This window comes from Chryseobacterium sp. KLBC 52 (assembly GCF_003347605.1).
GTDB lineage: Bacteria > Bacteroidota > Bacteroidia > Flavobacteriales > Weeksellaceae > Chryseobacterium.
Genome location: NZ_QDFZ01000014.1, coordinates 67785 through 81318 on the forward strand (window position 1 = coordinate 67785; position 13534 = coordinate 81318).

Below are 13534 nucleotides of genomic sequence, written 5' to 3' on the forward strand. Positions count from 1 at the left end.
TTGTTTTTCTTATATTGACATATTTGTCCCGTATTTTAAGAAACTGCTATTGAATCTCTTTCTTCAGATCTTTTACCCACGCTTCAATGTCCGCCTTTTCAGTTTCAGACAGTTTTGCGCTATGGTGAATCATAGTGTATGAGGCAAGGGGCATTTCATCATTTTGCATCGTTTCCACAACCTCATCAAGTTTATGCAATTTTTTTTCTTTAGAATAAGTATTAAATTCATCAAAATTAAAATGCCGCTTTCCTGAATTGACATGATCTGCCAACCACCATTGTACAGGCTGTATATTATTATACCATGGATAAACAGTTGTATTTGAATGACAATCATAGCAGCTTGTTTTCAATAATTTCTGCACATGGGCAGGAACTTGATAGTGTTTCCCGATTTCATTCCCCGAGGGTGCGACAGCTATATTTTTTTCATTGTCAACAAACTGAATGATCACAAAAAGCATGAGTATAAATCCTGCTCCTATTTTTATTAAAGATGATATTTTCATTATGATATGTATTTTTAAATAATTCTATAACCGCAGTTTTATTCATCTGCAGTATTTTAAAATTTCACAAGAAGTGTATAAGCATTTCTATATCTGTTGCATCAAAAGAAGGTGCTGTAGTAAAAACTTACACCCGATTACGTGTATTGTCCGGCATCATATCGATGGGTAATTTTATGCCCAGATAAGATCAACCTCACGATCAGCAATGCAATACCGATTTTATTCTTTACAGAAAAAATCAATGACTTTTAAAAGCTTAATTTAATGGAGTAATCTGTTGTTTTGAAGAAATTCGACTATTCTCAGTCATAGGCTTAATCGTATCTGCGCAGTATACAGACACTTTAATGTAGAAAAACAGAATACCTTCCCAATCAAAAAAATGATTAAAAACAGATTACGATTGACCAGATCTTGGCGGCTGCCATATAGAATTGATAATTTCTTTATTGTACAGGCCACTTTTGTGAATGGCCTTCTTGATCTCAATAGGATTAAATATTTTCTCTATACCATAAAAATCCAGCGAAGGAGTAATCGTGAAAACTACCGACAGCAGGTTTGCATGGGATACAAAAGGTAATCTTTGGTCCTGATCGTGGTCACTGTCTTTCACAGGATGATCATAATGGGTTTTGAGGAATGCCGTAAGAGACATTTCAGGGTTTTGGTTTTTGTGCTGAATATAATGCTCAATAAGAAGCGGCATTTTCAAAAACTGATATAACTCGGTTGTAGAAACCAAATATAATGATAGCAACAATATGGAAATCAGCTTTTTCACTATATCAAAGTTATGAAATATTTCATTAAGAATGATTTTAAATAAGTAGCCGGAACCTCTTGTATATGGTGGTCGATAAGTAATTATATACTAAGCATTATTTGGTCAGAAAATTATAGAAAATAGAGTTATAAAACCGTCTGTCAGTATCATGAATCAATAAAGCACTTTTACTTAAGCTTGAAAAATTGGAAAATTCAGAGAAGGATTATCGGAAAAACTCAGCCGCAAACCTAAATAATAAGCTAACTATAAAAAAAAAGAACAAATCATTAAAAAAAATGATTTGTTCCATCCAGTGACCCGGCTGGGATTCGAACCCAGGACCCATACATTAAAAGTGTATTGCTCTACCAGCTGAGCTACCGAGTCGGCCATTTACTTTTTCAAGCAAATCCCTTTGTTTAAGGGACTGCAAAGATAGAAACTTTTTCTTTATTTATAATACTTTCGTAAAATTTCACGCATTGAATTTTTCTAACTTTTACAAAATCAGAGACAAAAATTTTCAGGTTCAGCACAGATCTAAGTTTTAAATCCTGTAAAAAAGGATAAATTAGATTTTAATAAAAAGGATTATTCAATTGAATAACCCTTTTTATCATCACTACAGTATCTGTTAAAAATAATTTCTTTCCTGAAATTTCTTATAAATTTTCTTTGAAAAAAGGAACAACTTTTTCCAATGCCTGCTTTACCGGCTCGGGCTGGTCATAAAGATCATAATGGGAGAAACCTTTTATAACTAATAATTCTTTTTTCTGTGATGCAGCACGACGAGTAATTTCGTACCCGTCCCTGTAGGCTCCGAATCCACCTGGCTTATCACCCACCACTACCAGAATGGGTTGGGTCAATAAGGTTTCAGCAAGATAAAACGCATCCCAGCCCATTCCTATGCCTAGGCGTGAATAAACAGCACTTGTGGCACCTCCAATAGCCTGCCCTCTTGAAGTTTTATAATAATCCGTAGCCTCCAGTACATCTATATCGTCAATCCCTGCAGCTTTACCTACTTCTACACTTTCAGGCAGCATATTGATCGTCAATAAATCATCACCTTTAGCTTCAGAACTTCTTTGTGAAGCAATCTGGCCCAGGACTTCCATAGGACTTCCGCCTGCAAAACCGTCACGTAACAGACGTCCAAAGTTTACTCCAGTAATGGAAACCACTGCTTTGATACGGCGTTCAGTCATCGCAATATTCAAAGAATACGCTCCTCCTCCACAAACTCCCAATATCCCGATTTTTTCAGCATCTACATAAGACAGAGTCTCCAGATAGTCGATGGCATATCGAACGTCATCTGTACGCTGGTATGGATTTTCAATATATCTAGGCGTTCCTCCACTTTCTCCCTGAAAAGAAGCATCAAATACCAACACAACAAACCCTGCTTCTGCTAATGCTTTACCATACACATTTCCTGCCGTCTGTTCTTTACAGCTTCCAATAGGATGCATGGAAATAATGGTTGGATATTTTTTATTCTGATTGAAATCTGCTGGAAAATGCAGAATTCCAGCATTGTCCCAAGCTACGTTTTTAAATGTTATTTTTTGTGTATTCATTGTGATTAAGTTTGATAATGTTTATAATTTTTCAGAAAAGAAAGCTGCCAGCTGATCAACAGCCTCATTTACATTATTTTCTCTGTCGTACAATGACATGTGGTTTGCTCCTTCTATGATATATTTTTTCTTATCTGACGTTGCTGCAATCTTTAGAAGATCATCACTCATCCACGCACTTCCTGCAACACTTCCGACAATAGCCAGCAGAGGTTGTGCGAAAAACGCTTCTGCTTTGTTATAAGCATCATAGGTAATAATCTGTGTAAGGCTTCTTAATGTCGCCCATCCCGGAGCTGTAGGATATTGACAGCGGTCTGTGTGGTAATATTCCCAGGCTTCTCTCAATTCTTCGTTGGGTGCATCTTCTTCTTTCATAGGTGCTAAAGGCATAGTCTGCAGTCCTTCTTTTGCATCCTGGGTTCTTGCATCGGCTCCTGCGATCAGATAGGGCATTGCATCGGCATCTTTTACATTATTTTCCCAGCCATTACGAAACATGGAACCAATATTCACTGCACTTACCATTCCTACCGCTTTAATTCTGTGATCATTAATGGCTGCATTTGCAGTATAGCCAGCACCGGCACAGATACCCATCGCTCCAATCCTTTCTGCATCTACATAAGAAATAGTGGTCAGATAATCTATTACTGCACTTATATCCTCCGTTCTGATATAAGGATTTTCCAGCTGGCGTGGTTCACCTGTACTTTCCCCCTGATAAGAAGCATCGTAAGCAATAGTGAGCCATCCGTTTTCTGCCAGTTTCTTTGCATAAAGTCCGGATGCCTGTTCTTTTACACCGCCACCGGGATGCGAAACTACTATCACCGGATACTTTTTATTTTCATCAAATCCTTCAGGGAAATTAACAATTGCTGATAAGGTAATATCCTGTCCGTTTCCATTTTTAATACTGATTTTCTTTTGTAACATGATCTTATTTTTTAAATTAAAACATTTGTTATTTTGATAGAACAAAGTTACCATGGGCACCTGCTCAGATACGTAGACAGATTACTCTAAAACGGAGACTTTTTACAGTTTATAATTTTTCTCCAATAAAAAAAGCAACCTCAAAGGCTGCTTAATATGTGAATAATTCAGATGTTTTATGACTGCATTCCTCGGAACACTTTCGGAGACATACCAGTTTTTTTCCGGTAAAATCTTGCAAAATAATTAGGGTAATCAAAACCCAGACTGTAAGAAATTTCACTGATGGAAAGTGACGTATTTTTAAGCTTGTCTTTTGCCTGTTTTAATACAAAATTATGAATATGCTCTATAGGAGATTCGCCGGTAAAATGCTTGATCAGATCTCCAAAATAATTGGCAGACAGGTTGGCCTTCTGTGCAAAAAATGCAACAGATGGAAGACCTGAAACTTCTTCTTTCTGACTGAAATACTGTTTCAGGTTTTCATAAAAATTTTCAATTACTGAATCATATATACTGCTTCTTGAATCAAATTGTCTGTCATAAAACACTTGGGTATAAGACAAGATCAAAGTAATATACGACAGGATAATATCTCTGGAATAGTTTTCTTTCTGGAATTCATTATATGCCTTTTTATAAAGATCCCACAGGATTTCTTCCTCTTCTTTTGTAAGAAACAATGCCTCATGGTTATTGTAGTGGGGGAAATTATATTCTTTTGCCAGCTTATTGATATATCTGGCACTTACCAGAATATTATAGCCGGACTTAGGAATATTAATATCCCACTCCAGATTGTTCTGCGGGCAATCAACATACATAAAGGATTTTGCCTGGTCTTCCAGAAAATCGGTTTTCTTAAAGTTCTTTTCCAAAGGTGGTTTTATAGCCAGCAAATAGAAATCTATGGTAACAGAATCGGATTTCAACCTTATATTTTGTTCATTTTCAAAATTGATGATAAGCAAGTCATCATTTTTAGGTTGAGCAACGTTCAGATAGGATGCAAATTCTTTTATATTAAATATTTTATTAGCCATTGCTTCAGAAATAATGTGTATACAAAAGTAGTTTCTTTGTCAGCTAACATAAGGATACATTTTAAGGTAAAAAAGAAATATTTTACTGATTTTCAAAAACGGGTGCTTTTATCATCTTCATCTCATGTATTGATGGTATAACATAAAATTATCAGAATGACGAAAAATAAAAATATTACATGGAACAGAATACAAAAAAAGCTTCAACGTCTGTTGAAGCTTTTTCAAGTGACCCGGCTGGGATTCGAACCCAGGACCCATACATTAAAAGTGTATTGCTCTACCAGCTGAGCTACCGAGTCGGCCACTTACTTTTTTAAGTAAACCCCTTTGTTTAAGGGACTGCAAAGATAGAAACTTTTTCTTTATTCACAATACTTTCCGGACATTTTATGCCTATGATTCCGCTAACTTTTACAATATCAGACATAAAAATTTCACACACCTTAGGAGGTTCTTAATGTAAATTTCAAAAATGAGCCCAAAACGCTTCCGTTAAAAATTGAAAACAGCAGTGAATCCCTTTGCTACTCGCAGACGATCAGTAGATCAATTTTATTTTCTTAAAATATGAAACGACCTTACTATCAATAATTTGTTTTTGTCAAATAAATTTACTATATTGATACATGAAAAAAAATGAACGTCAGGACAATATAACACACGCTGGCAAAATTAACGAACGAACAAAAGCATTGGAAGTCCTTGAAAAAGCGAAAAAAGTACAAGGAAAAATTACATTTCTCCGCCAGGGAGTCGGAAGAAACTTTAAACCCAAAAATGAGGAATAAAGGTATAGCTGAATTTCAATTGAAAAAGTACGAGTACAATCAACTGGTCCGTTAATTTAAATAATCGGCCATTTTGAAACATTATAGCAAACACTATAAATAAAAAACCTGCAAAAATAATTTGCAGGTTTTTTATGCTTTTGAAAATTTATATTTTCATATTGTGACCCGGCTGGGATTCGAACCCAGGACCCATACATTAAAAGTGTATTGCTCTACCAGCTGAGCTACCGAGTCGGCCACTTACTTTTTCAAGTAAATTCCTTTGTTTAAGGGACTGCAAAGATAGGAAAACACTGTTTAAATCCAAATTTTTCTATGCTTTTTTGTGATAAATTTCACCACTTAAAATTTAAACATCTGTTTATAAATTAATTACGTTTACTATTTTTTTTCAATAAAATTACAGAATGAGTAATCGTTTAATTAAAAATAAAATTTCCGCCAATTTTTACGGTTGACGAAAATTTTAAAACCATCTATTTTTCTGTTACACTCAACTTTCAGATTTTCCGTTCTGATATTCGAAAATATCGATAATGTTATCCATTGTCTCCTTACCAAGATGTTTTCCAATCAGATAAAGAGCAGCGTCTATTCCAGCCGTAATTCCAGCCGTAGTTATCAACTCTTCCTGATCCACGTAACGAACATTTCTAATCACATTCGCTTCCGGATTATACTGTTCTAAAGCATCTAACAACATACTATGGGTAGTAATATCATGGTTTTCAAGGATACCTGTTCCGGACAACAGCATACTTCCTGTACATACTGTAAACACAACGGTTCCGGCATCATAATGAGTTTTAATCCATTGTAAAACGGTTTCCTGAAAATCATTATCCTTAAGGTATTTCATAATGTGTTCAGGATTTGCTCCGGGAACCACAATCATATCCGGTTGAGGACAGGAATGGATATCGTAAGTAGGAATAACAGCCATTGTATTGGCTTCCATATACACCGACTCTTTTGTTTTTCCAACTGTAAAGCAATGATAAGCGTTAGGATGTACAACATTCGCCTTAACGAAAACATCCAAAGGACCATTTAAGTCAAGAGCTTCTACCTGATCATAAATTAAAAATGCGACATTCATTGTTTTAGGGTCTTGTTTCATAATTCTTTTATTTTTAAGATGATTATTTTTTGAATAAAGGCATAGTTCTCCCCTGCCGACCATTGAGGATGATCAGTTTTATTTTAAATCCGTAAGAGAAAAAAATTATTCTGCAGTCTTAAACGCTTTCCGGTATTGAGCCGGAGAAAGGGAGATATTTTTAAGAAATACCCGACGAAGCGAAACGGCGTTGCTAAATCCACATTTAACCGCAATCATATCAACACTCATCTCAGTATATTCCAGCAAATTTTTAGCCTGATCCAATCTCATTTTTTCAAGAAACCTGCCGGGAGTCATTCCTGATTCTTTTAGAAATACTCTGGAAAAATTACGGACACTCATGTTCAGGAACTCTGCCATATACTCCACCGTAATAGCTTCTCCAAGTTTATCTTTCAACAGATCACGGACCTCTTTTGTAAAAGGAGACTTTATTTCATATTCCGGTAGTGCATCTCCAAACTGCGACTGCATTCCGGCTCTTTTTAAAGGCAGAACAAGATGACGGGCAACTTCTATGGCCAATGGTTTTCCAAAGTCTTCCTCCAAAAGTGCCAGCGCAAGATCCATCCCTGAAGAAACACCTCCCGATGTATAGATAGGTTGATCACGAATAAAAAAAGGATTGACATTCACTTCTAGTTTGGGATAAGACTTCTGCAGTGTATCTGCAAATTTCCAGTGGGTAGTGACCTGCTTACCATCCAACAGCCCTGCTTTGGCCAGAACAAATGCCCCAACGCAGACAGATCCCAGCCGTCTTACGTCTGACTTTATATTCTGAAGATAATGATAGAGATCGTGGCTGATTTCCTCCAGTACACTCAACGCTGTCCCAGCTACCAGTAAAGTATCTACAGGAAAATCAATATCATAAATGGTATGACTGCATGATAATGGCATTCCTGAACCGGAATAGATAACCTTCTCTGAAGTTCCGGAAACGAGATACACATGATAGCCAGTATCTTCTTTATCAGTGTTCAGAAAACGGTTGGCCGCTGTAAAAACATCCCATGGTCCGGCAATATCAAGCAGCTGTACCTGTGGTAATGCCAGAAGTACTATATTTTTCATTCCTGTATGTTGTCCTTCTTTCTTCATATCCCGTTCTGTATGAGTACAAATGTAGAGAGAAAGGATTTTGTCTGCAATGACAAAAAACATACAATTCCGGCCAGAAGCGTTTATCTATTTTCTGTCATAACAAAAGAGACTGCCTTATCAGACAGTCTCAGCACTCTACTATAAAATTAGCTAATAAGCTATACTTTTGATTGATAAAAAATAAAATTGCACTTATGCAGGTGACAGTCTGCGGGATTTCAGATAAAGAGCAGTACGGTTGAGATAGGGAAAAAGAAAAATCAATAAGAGTGAGGCAGCAAGAAGCCACACCATCATTTCATAATAATCCATCGCAAAGCGGACATGATCCTGAACATTCATTCTTCCTACCAATAACTTATGGGCAGCTTTTACAGCCTTTTCTTCAGGCATTCCTCTTGAAATAAGCTTAGCCGTCTGCTGATGAAGAAAATGTTTAACTTCAGGATCGACAGCAGTTAAATGATCCTGAAAAGCATTATAATGGCGGCTTTTTTCAAAGAGTTCAAAAAAATTGATCAGGGCAATACTGATACAAAATCCGAGATATCGTATTGCTAAGGCTGTTGCAGCAGCTGAAGGTCCAATAACAGCAGGAACAGAAGAAATAATATAAATAATGGTCGGAACCATTATCAACCCTACCCCTAATCCCTGAAGAAATAACGGAACGTAATAATTAAACTCATCAGCCTGAACATCAAAAGAATAATACATCAATCCATGAAAGATCAATAGCATTAAAAAACCTGGCCCCCAGATATATCGTATATTTTTCTTTTGCAAAACCATACAGCACGCAATGATCACTCCCGCAACCAACCCCATAAGATTGAAAATATTAATATAGGATATATGAAACGGGTCCAGATGCAGTTCTGCAGCAAAATACGTATTGACAATCCCTGAAGCAAACCGGCATATATACATGACAAAAAGAATCAGTAAACCTACTTTAAAGTTCCTGTATCTGAAAACCTGCAGATCAATATAAGGTCTTTTAATGGCCTGCTGACGGAATATGGAGATTCCTGCTAAAGCAATAATTCCGATTACACTTCCTAAAATCCGGTTATCTTCCAGCCAATAATATTCCTGACCAAAAATGGTAATATATCCTACCAAAACCAATATCGTACTGAAAAGTCCAAAACTCTGCCAGTCCAGTTTATACAGGTGAAACCTTGCATGGGTTCTGTAATTACTCATAGCCAGAGTCAGGAAAATAAGTCCCGGAAGATAGGAGAAGATGGCAGTTTTATAAACGATATTAAAATTATAGGAATCGATGAGGTCTGCAGTAATCAGATTATTAAAAGGCAAAGCACAAATTAAGATTCCAAAAAATACCGAAAAACTGATTTCTCTACCTCTTTCACTGCTCAATCGTGTAAAGATAAGGGTAAGTGAAAGGTTGACATTTCCGGCAAATAACATTCCCTGCATAAAACGAACCGGAAACAAAATATAGACTTCGCGGGTGAAATAGCATATCAGACAAGCCAGAATCTGTAATGTGGTGAACAGAACAAAATATTCTTTTGCGGCCAGAAAACTGAAAAATCGTCTTTCCAGGCTGTAAAAACCTACATACCCTGCATAAAACAAGGCTACTGAAAACTGAATATCCGCTGGTTCACATCCATAATATCCGGCTGCAGCATTCACATTAGACAATGGCAGAAAAAAGATAATGATTCCCGGAAGCGTCATTGAAAAAAGAATAATCTTCACCAGCCATTCCGGAGCCCATTTTTTGAAATAGGGCATTTGTCTTTTAGCCATTGGAATGCTTTTTATTGGCGTAAACATTCACATTCATTCCCACTTTCAGAACATCGATCTGACTTCTTTGTCCATCCACTCTGATTCTTACAGGAATACGCTGTACAATTTTCACGTAATTTCCGGTAGAGTTATCCGGTGGAAGCAGTGAAAAACTTGAACCTGTTGCAGGAGAAAGGGAAATAATTGTTCCCTGGAATTCTTTGTCCGGATAAGAATCCGCCACAATTTTTACATGATCTCCGATATGCATATCCTTGATCTGAGTTTCTTTATAATTGGCTACCACCCATTTGTCAGTTTCATTATTGACAATAAAGGCCAGCGTTTCTCCGGTATCAATCATCTGCCCCACTTCTACAGTTCTGCGTCCCATTCTTCCATCATATGCTGCAGTCACAGCGGTATAGCTTACATCCAGTTTATGACGGTCCAGCAATGCTTCAAGTCTTGCAATTTCTGCTAAAACAACTGTTTTTTCAGCTCTTATATCATTAATTTTAGATACTGAAGCAGCATAATTATCCTGTGAAGACTGATAGTCGCTTTCATTGACATCCAAGGTTGCTTTCACGTCCTCAAGACGTTGTTTGGTAGCAGATTCTTCATCATAAAGCTTTTTATATCGGTTATAATCAAGCTGTTGTTTCCAGACTTTCGCTTTGCTGGCATCTACCTGAGCCAATGCTGCTGCGGCTTCCTTTTCTGTAGTTCCTGTCGTACTTTCCAATACTCTCAGTTGGGCACGCGCTTTCTGAATGGCAGCCTGAGTCTGTTTTTCCTGAAGAATATATTCGCGGTTATCAATGATTAAAAGAGTATCTCCTTTTTTAACTTCCTGATTTTCCTCAAACTTTACTTCAACAATGAAACCTCCGGCTCTTGAAATAATTGGGTTGACATATTCCTGAACCTGTGCATCATTGGTCTGCTCGTAGGCATAGTAATTTTTTAAGGTGAAACCGCCCCAGACAGCAAGTGCGGCAACGATTACAACTGAAATCCATCCTGTGATCTTCGTGATCATTCTATCGGTGGGAGTATATTTTTTTTTCATTGTATTATAAAACGCCTGTAATGTTTTGTAGTAAATAATAATTGTTCTGGGCCATAATTTTGGCAGCTTCCAGTTCAAATTTTGTCTGAAGCAGCTGTATATCTGCATCCAGCAATTCTGTAATAAGAGAAGTCTGGCTGAAATAAGTATTTTTGATAATACGTGCATTTTCCTTTGCCTGCGCAACATTGGCTTCTGCCACTTTTATCTGTTCCAAAGCTTCCTGGTAACGCAGATAAGCTTCTTTCACCTGTTGTCTCACTTTATCTTCCGTATCTTTGTGTACTTCTTCTTCTTTCTCAAACTCCAGCTGGGCAGCCTTTACTTTATGGGTGTTATGGTAAAGGGAAGAGATAGAAAACGATGCTTTAATTCCAACGATTCCCAGTGAATACCAATAAGGATTATAGGGATAAAGGAAAATCTGCGGATTGGCATAATAAAATTCACCATACATCCCTATTTTAGGTCTTACATTGGCTTTTACCTGTTTCAGTTTGATTATACTAAGCGCTGTCTGCTGTTCAGAAACATGGTAATCAAAAGAATGATCCAGTGCCAGCTTGAGATACTCATTATAAGTTGTATTTTCATTCCACTGATTAAGCGGTGCGTCAGGGATGACAATCTGCTCATCCGGAATTCCAAGAATAATATTCAGTTTCTGCATGGCGATGAGGATATCATTTTCTATGGTCACCAGAGCCATTTTTCTTTTGGAAAGTTCCAGTTCGATCCTTAAAACATCACTTTTTAAAACCACTCCATTTTTATAAAGAGTCTGTATTTCTTTAAGCTGTGTCTTCTGATCAGTGATGTCCTGTTTGATAAGGTCTCTGAAGATTAATGTTTTCTGTAATTCAAGATAAAGAGCTGCAGTTTTGTAATGAATATCAGAAACGGACTGTTCTTTCTGAATATCCTTAATTTTCTGAAGGGTCTGATTTTCCTTAATCTTAAGATTCAGCTTATTTCCACTGTAAATGTTAAGGTAAAAATCTGCTCCGGCTCTGTACAGCGTATGAATAACTTCATGCTGTGTTGGTTTGGAAAAAATTCCGTTTTCATAGATGGGAATGTTGGACGCTTTTTCTGCAGAACCTTTGACTTCTATTTCCGGGAGACGCTCTCTTTTGGCATCTTTTACTTCGGCTTCGGCAATGTCTACATTAATGATATTGATTCTGATATGACGGCTGTTTTCTTCCGCTTTTTGCCATGCGTCTTTTAGGGAGAGTCGTATGGTATCCTTTGTTGGACTGCCGGTCTGAGCTGATATAGTGGAGGAAATTCCAAAAATCAGCAATCCGGCGACATAAATTTTCATTTGAATTTTTGAATTATTGCACTGCAAATTTATTGGCAATCCGGAAATTTTATTTACCTAAAATAGTCAACTTTTACATGATTCCGGCCAAATGATTATATTTGTATTTTCTTTGGGATTTTAAAATTTTTTATGGGATTAATTGCTGCACTTCCGGACATTGATAAAGACGATAAAAGTGTATTTGTTATGCACGAAAAATCAGAAAAACTGATTCCTTTTCACAAACATACGAAAGGACAACTGAGCTATGTGGAAGGTGGTATCGCCTATATTACGATTGACAACAGGACCTATGTGGTTCCGGCAAGACATTTCTTCTGGATTCCGCAGGGAATGGAACATATTTTAGAGATCGGACATACAGCAACGGTTCTCCGTTCTCTTTATTTCTATGCTCATGATGATGTCTCAGATCCTTTCTACAGCAGACTGGGCATTTATCCTGCGTCAGAACTTCTGATCCAGATGATCAAATATTCTGAAATCTGGGATGAAAAGCATGTAACGGCAAAAGATGAAAATTTTGAATTTTTAGTGGCTTTAAAAAAAATCCTCCCAAAAACTCACAAACAGCCCTTGCCCATCATCCTCCCCGCCACCCACAACAAACAGATGATGAAAATTGTATCTTATCTGGAATGGAATATCGGGGAAAAATTGACCCTGTCCAACGTCAGCAGCAGATTTGGTTTGAGTGAGCGTTCTCTTTCGCGGCTTTTCAAAGCAGATATGGATATTTCTTTCCTCCAGTATTTAAAAACATTAAGAATCATCAAAGCGATTGAATTGCTTTTAAATACAGACAAACCCATCAATGAAATTGCCGATGATGTGGGCTACAGCTCTATCAGCGCCTTCAGTGATACTTTTCATGAGTTTACCCAATCACGACCATCAGATCTTAGAAAGAGTAATAAAGCGACTCAAAATATGATGAATTAAACCCATGATAGATGATCTTCATCAGATTCAGAAAAAAATAAAAGACTAATTTATCTTTTATTAAAAATATCTTTCTATATTTGTCCCATAAAATTCAGTAAAATGTTTTCAAAAACGTGCGAATATGCTTTAAGAGCTTTGATCTATATTGCCCAGCAGTCTAAAAATGACAGCAGGGTCGGGATTAAGGACATTTCAAAAAGCATCCATTCACCGGAGCATTTTATTGCTAAAATTTTGCAGGATCTGAGCAGAAAAGGATTTGTACAATCTGCCAAAGGTCCGAACGGAGGTTTCTATATGGATCAGAAAAATCTGAATACCTCCATTGCCGATATTGTCAGAGAAATTGACGGAGACAAACTTTTTACCGGCTGCGGACTTGGACTTGATCAGTGTTCGGAAACGCATCCGTGCCCGCTTCATGATCAGTTCAAAAGTATCCGACAGGATCTTCGAATCATGCTTGAAACCTCAAAAATTCAAATGTTTGTTGATAATCTGGACTTACAGCTTACTCATTTGAGGGCTTAAAAAAA

General features: G+C 36.9%; 13 protein-coding genes and 3 tRNA genes. 3 read left to right on the top strand and 13 right to left on the bottom strand.

The genetic code is table 11. The features are described 5' to 3' along the window. Window positions 1-46 precede the first annotated feature (46 nt). The 7 genes from DDF69_RS15395 to DDF69_RS15425 form a co-directional block, all read right to left on the bottom strand. Window positions 47-511 carry a heme-binding domain-containing protein gene (locus DDF69_RS15395; RefSeq protein ID WP_114821549.1) on the bottom strand — a complete coding sequence of 155 codons (465 nt, stop codon included), beginning with the start codon at window positions 509-511 and terminating at the stop codon, window positions 47-49. Between the two features lie 400 nt (window positions 512-911). Then, complete coding sequence (locus DDF69_RS15400; RefSeq protein ID WP_317048657.1) at window positions 912-1223, bottom strand: hypothetical protein; 312 nt, start codon at window positions 1221-1223, stop codon at window positions 912-914. Between the two features lie 374 nt (window positions 1224-1597). Further along, window positions 1598-1670 (bottom strand) — tRNA-Lys (locus DDF69_RS15405). 275 nt (window positions 1671-1945) lie between these two features. Continuing rightward, window positions 1946-2872, bottom strand: a complete 927-nt coding sequence (locus tag DDF69_RS15410; protein WP_114821551.1) for an alpha/beta hydrolase — start codon at window positions 2870-2872, stop codon at window positions 1946-1948. A 21-nt stretch (window positions 2873-2893) separates the two neighbouring features. Next, complete coding sequence (locus DDF69_RS15415) at window positions 2894-3811, bottom strand: alpha/beta hydrolase (protein WP_114821624.1); 918 nt, start codon at window positions 3809-3811, stop codon at window positions 2894-2896. A gap of 176 nt (window positions 3812-3987) precedes the next feature. Next, window positions 3988-4857 carry a helix-turn-helix domain-containing protein gene (locus DDF69_RS15420; RefSeq protein WP_114821552.1) on the bottom strand — a complete coding sequence of 290 codons (870 nt, stop codon included), beginning with the start codon at window positions 4855-4857 and terminating at the stop codon, window positions 3988-3990. 229 nt (window positions 4858-5086) lie between these two features. Continuing rightward, window positions 5087-5159 (bottom strand) — tRNA-Lys (locus tag DDF69_RS15425). Between the two features lie 327 nt (window positions 5160-5486). Between DDF69_RS15425 and DDF69_RS22105 the strand changes: the two genes are divergently transcribed. Continuing rightward, entirely contained in the window at window positions 5487-5648 is a 162-nt protein-coding gene (locus DDF69_RS22105) for a hypothetical protein (protein ID WP_156106559.1), read from the top strand. Window positions 5649-5812: 164 nt separating this feature from the next. On the opposite strand, the gene DDF69_RS15430 is transcribed toward DDF69_RS22105, so the two are convergent. The 6 genes from DDF69_RS15430 to DDF69_RS15455 form a co-directional block, all read right to left on the bottom strand. Further along, window positions 5813-5885, bottom strand: a tRNA-Lys gene (locus DDF69_RS15430). Window positions 5886-6144: 259 nt separating this feature from the next. After that, entirely contained in the window at window positions 6145-6771 is a 627-nt protein-coding gene (locus DDF69_RS15435; RefSeq protein ID WP_114821625.1) for a DJ-1/PfpI family protein, read from the bottom strand. A gap of 105 nt (window positions 6772-6876) precedes the next feature. Further along, entirely contained in the window at window positions 6877-7878 is a 1002-nt protein-coding gene (locus tag DDF69_RS15440; RefSeq protein WP_162800946.1) for a GlxA family transcriptional regulator, read from the bottom strand. A 195-nt stretch (window positions 7879-8073) separates the two neighbouring features. Next, complete coding sequence (locus DDF69_RS15445) at window positions 8074-9666, bottom strand: beta-carotene 15,15'-monooxygenase (protein WP_114821554.1); 1593 nt, start codon at window positions 9664-9666, stop codon at window positions 8074-8076. Beyond that, window positions 9659-10723: an HlyD family secretion protein gene (locus DDF69_RS15450; RefSeq protein ID WP_114821555.1), complete on the bottom strand. Its 1065-nt coding sequence runs from the start codon at window positions 10721-10723 to the stop codon at window positions 9659-9661. The genes DDF69_RS15445 and DDF69_RS15450 overlap by 8 nt, the downstream gene beginning before the upstream one ends. 4 nt (window positions 10724-10727) lie before the next feature. After that, window positions 10728-12050 carry a TolC family protein gene (locus DDF69_RS15455; RefSeq protein WP_114821556.1) on the bottom strand — a complete coding sequence of 441 codons (1323 nt, stop codon included), beginning with the start codon at window positions 12048-12050 and terminating at the stop codon, window positions 10728-10730. A 132-nt stretch (window positions 12051-12182) separates the two neighbouring features. Between DDF69_RS15455 and DDF69_RS15460 the strand changes: the two genes are divergently transcribed. Together DDF69_RS15460 and DDF69_RS15465 are read left to right on the top strand one after the other, a co-directional pair. Next, entirely contained in the window at window positions 12183-12995 is an 813-nt protein-coding gene (locus DDF69_RS15460) for a helix-turn-helix domain-containing protein (RefSeq protein WP_114821557.1), read from the top strand. A gap of 102 nt (window positions 12996-13097) precedes the next feature. Then, entirely contained in the window at window positions 13098-13529 is a 432-nt protein-coding gene (locus DDF69_RS15465; protein ID WP_079241300.1) for an RrF2 family transcriptional regulator, read from the top strand. Window positions 13530-13534 lie beyond the last annotated feature (5 nt).

What these genes read in the sequence shown, in the direction of transcription:
- DDF69_RS15395 (WP_114821549.1), bottom strand. Translation starts at nt 511, where the DNA reads ATGAAAATATCATCTTTAATAAAAATAGGAGCAGGATTTATACTCATG.
- DDF69_RS15400 (WP_317048657.1), bottom strand. Translation starts at nt 1,223, where the DNA reads ATGCCGCTTCTTATTGAGCATTATATTCAGCACAAAAACCAAAACCCT.
- DDF69_RS15410 (WP_114821551.1), bottom strand. Translation starts at nt 2,872, where the DNA reads ATGAATACACAAAAAATAACATTTAAAAACGTAGCTTGGGACAATGCT.
- DDF69_RS15415 (WP_114821624.1), bottom strand. Translation starts at nt 3,811, where the DNA reads ATGTTACAAAAGAAAATCAGTATTAAAAATGGAAACGGACAGGATATT.
- DDF69_RS15420 (WP_114821552.1), bottom strand. Translation starts at nt 4,857, where the DNA reads ATGGCTAATAAAATATTTAATATAAAAGAATTTGCATCCTATCTGAAC.
- DDF69_RS22105 (WP_156106559.1), top strand. Translation starts at nt 5,487, where the DNA reads ATGAAAAAAAATGAACGTCAGGACAATATAACACACGCTGGCAAAATT.
- DDF69_RS15435 (WP_114821625.1), bottom strand. Translation starts at nt 6,771, where the DNA reads ATGAAACAAGACCCTAAAACAATGAATGTCGCATTTTTAATTTATGAT.
- DDF69_RS15440 (WP_162800946.1), bottom strand. Translation starts at nt 7,878, where the DNA reads ATGAAGAAAGAAGGACAACATACAGGAATGAAAAATATAGTACTTCTG.
- DDF69_RS15445 (WP_114821554.1), bottom strand. Translation starts at nt 9,666, where the DNA reads ATGGCTAAAAGACAAATGCCCTATTTCAAAAAATGGGCTCCGGAATGG.
- DDF69_RS15450 (WP_114821555.1), bottom strand. Translation starts at nt 10,723, where the DNA reads ATGAAAAAAAAATATACTCCCACCGATAGAATGATCACGAAGATCACA.
- DDF69_RS15455 (WP_114821556.1), bottom strand. Translation starts at nt 12,050, where the DNA reads ATGAAAATTTATGTCGCCGGATTGCTGATTTTTGGAATTTCCTCCACT.
- DDF69_RS15460 (WP_114821557.1), top strand. Translation starts at nt 12,183, where the DNA reads ATGGGATTAATTGCTGCACTTCCGGACATTGATAAAGACGATAAAAGT.
- DDF69_RS15465 (WP_079241300.1), top strand. Translation starts at nt 13,098, where the DNA reads ATGTTTTCAAAAACGTGCGAATATGCTTTAAGAGCTTTGATCTATATT.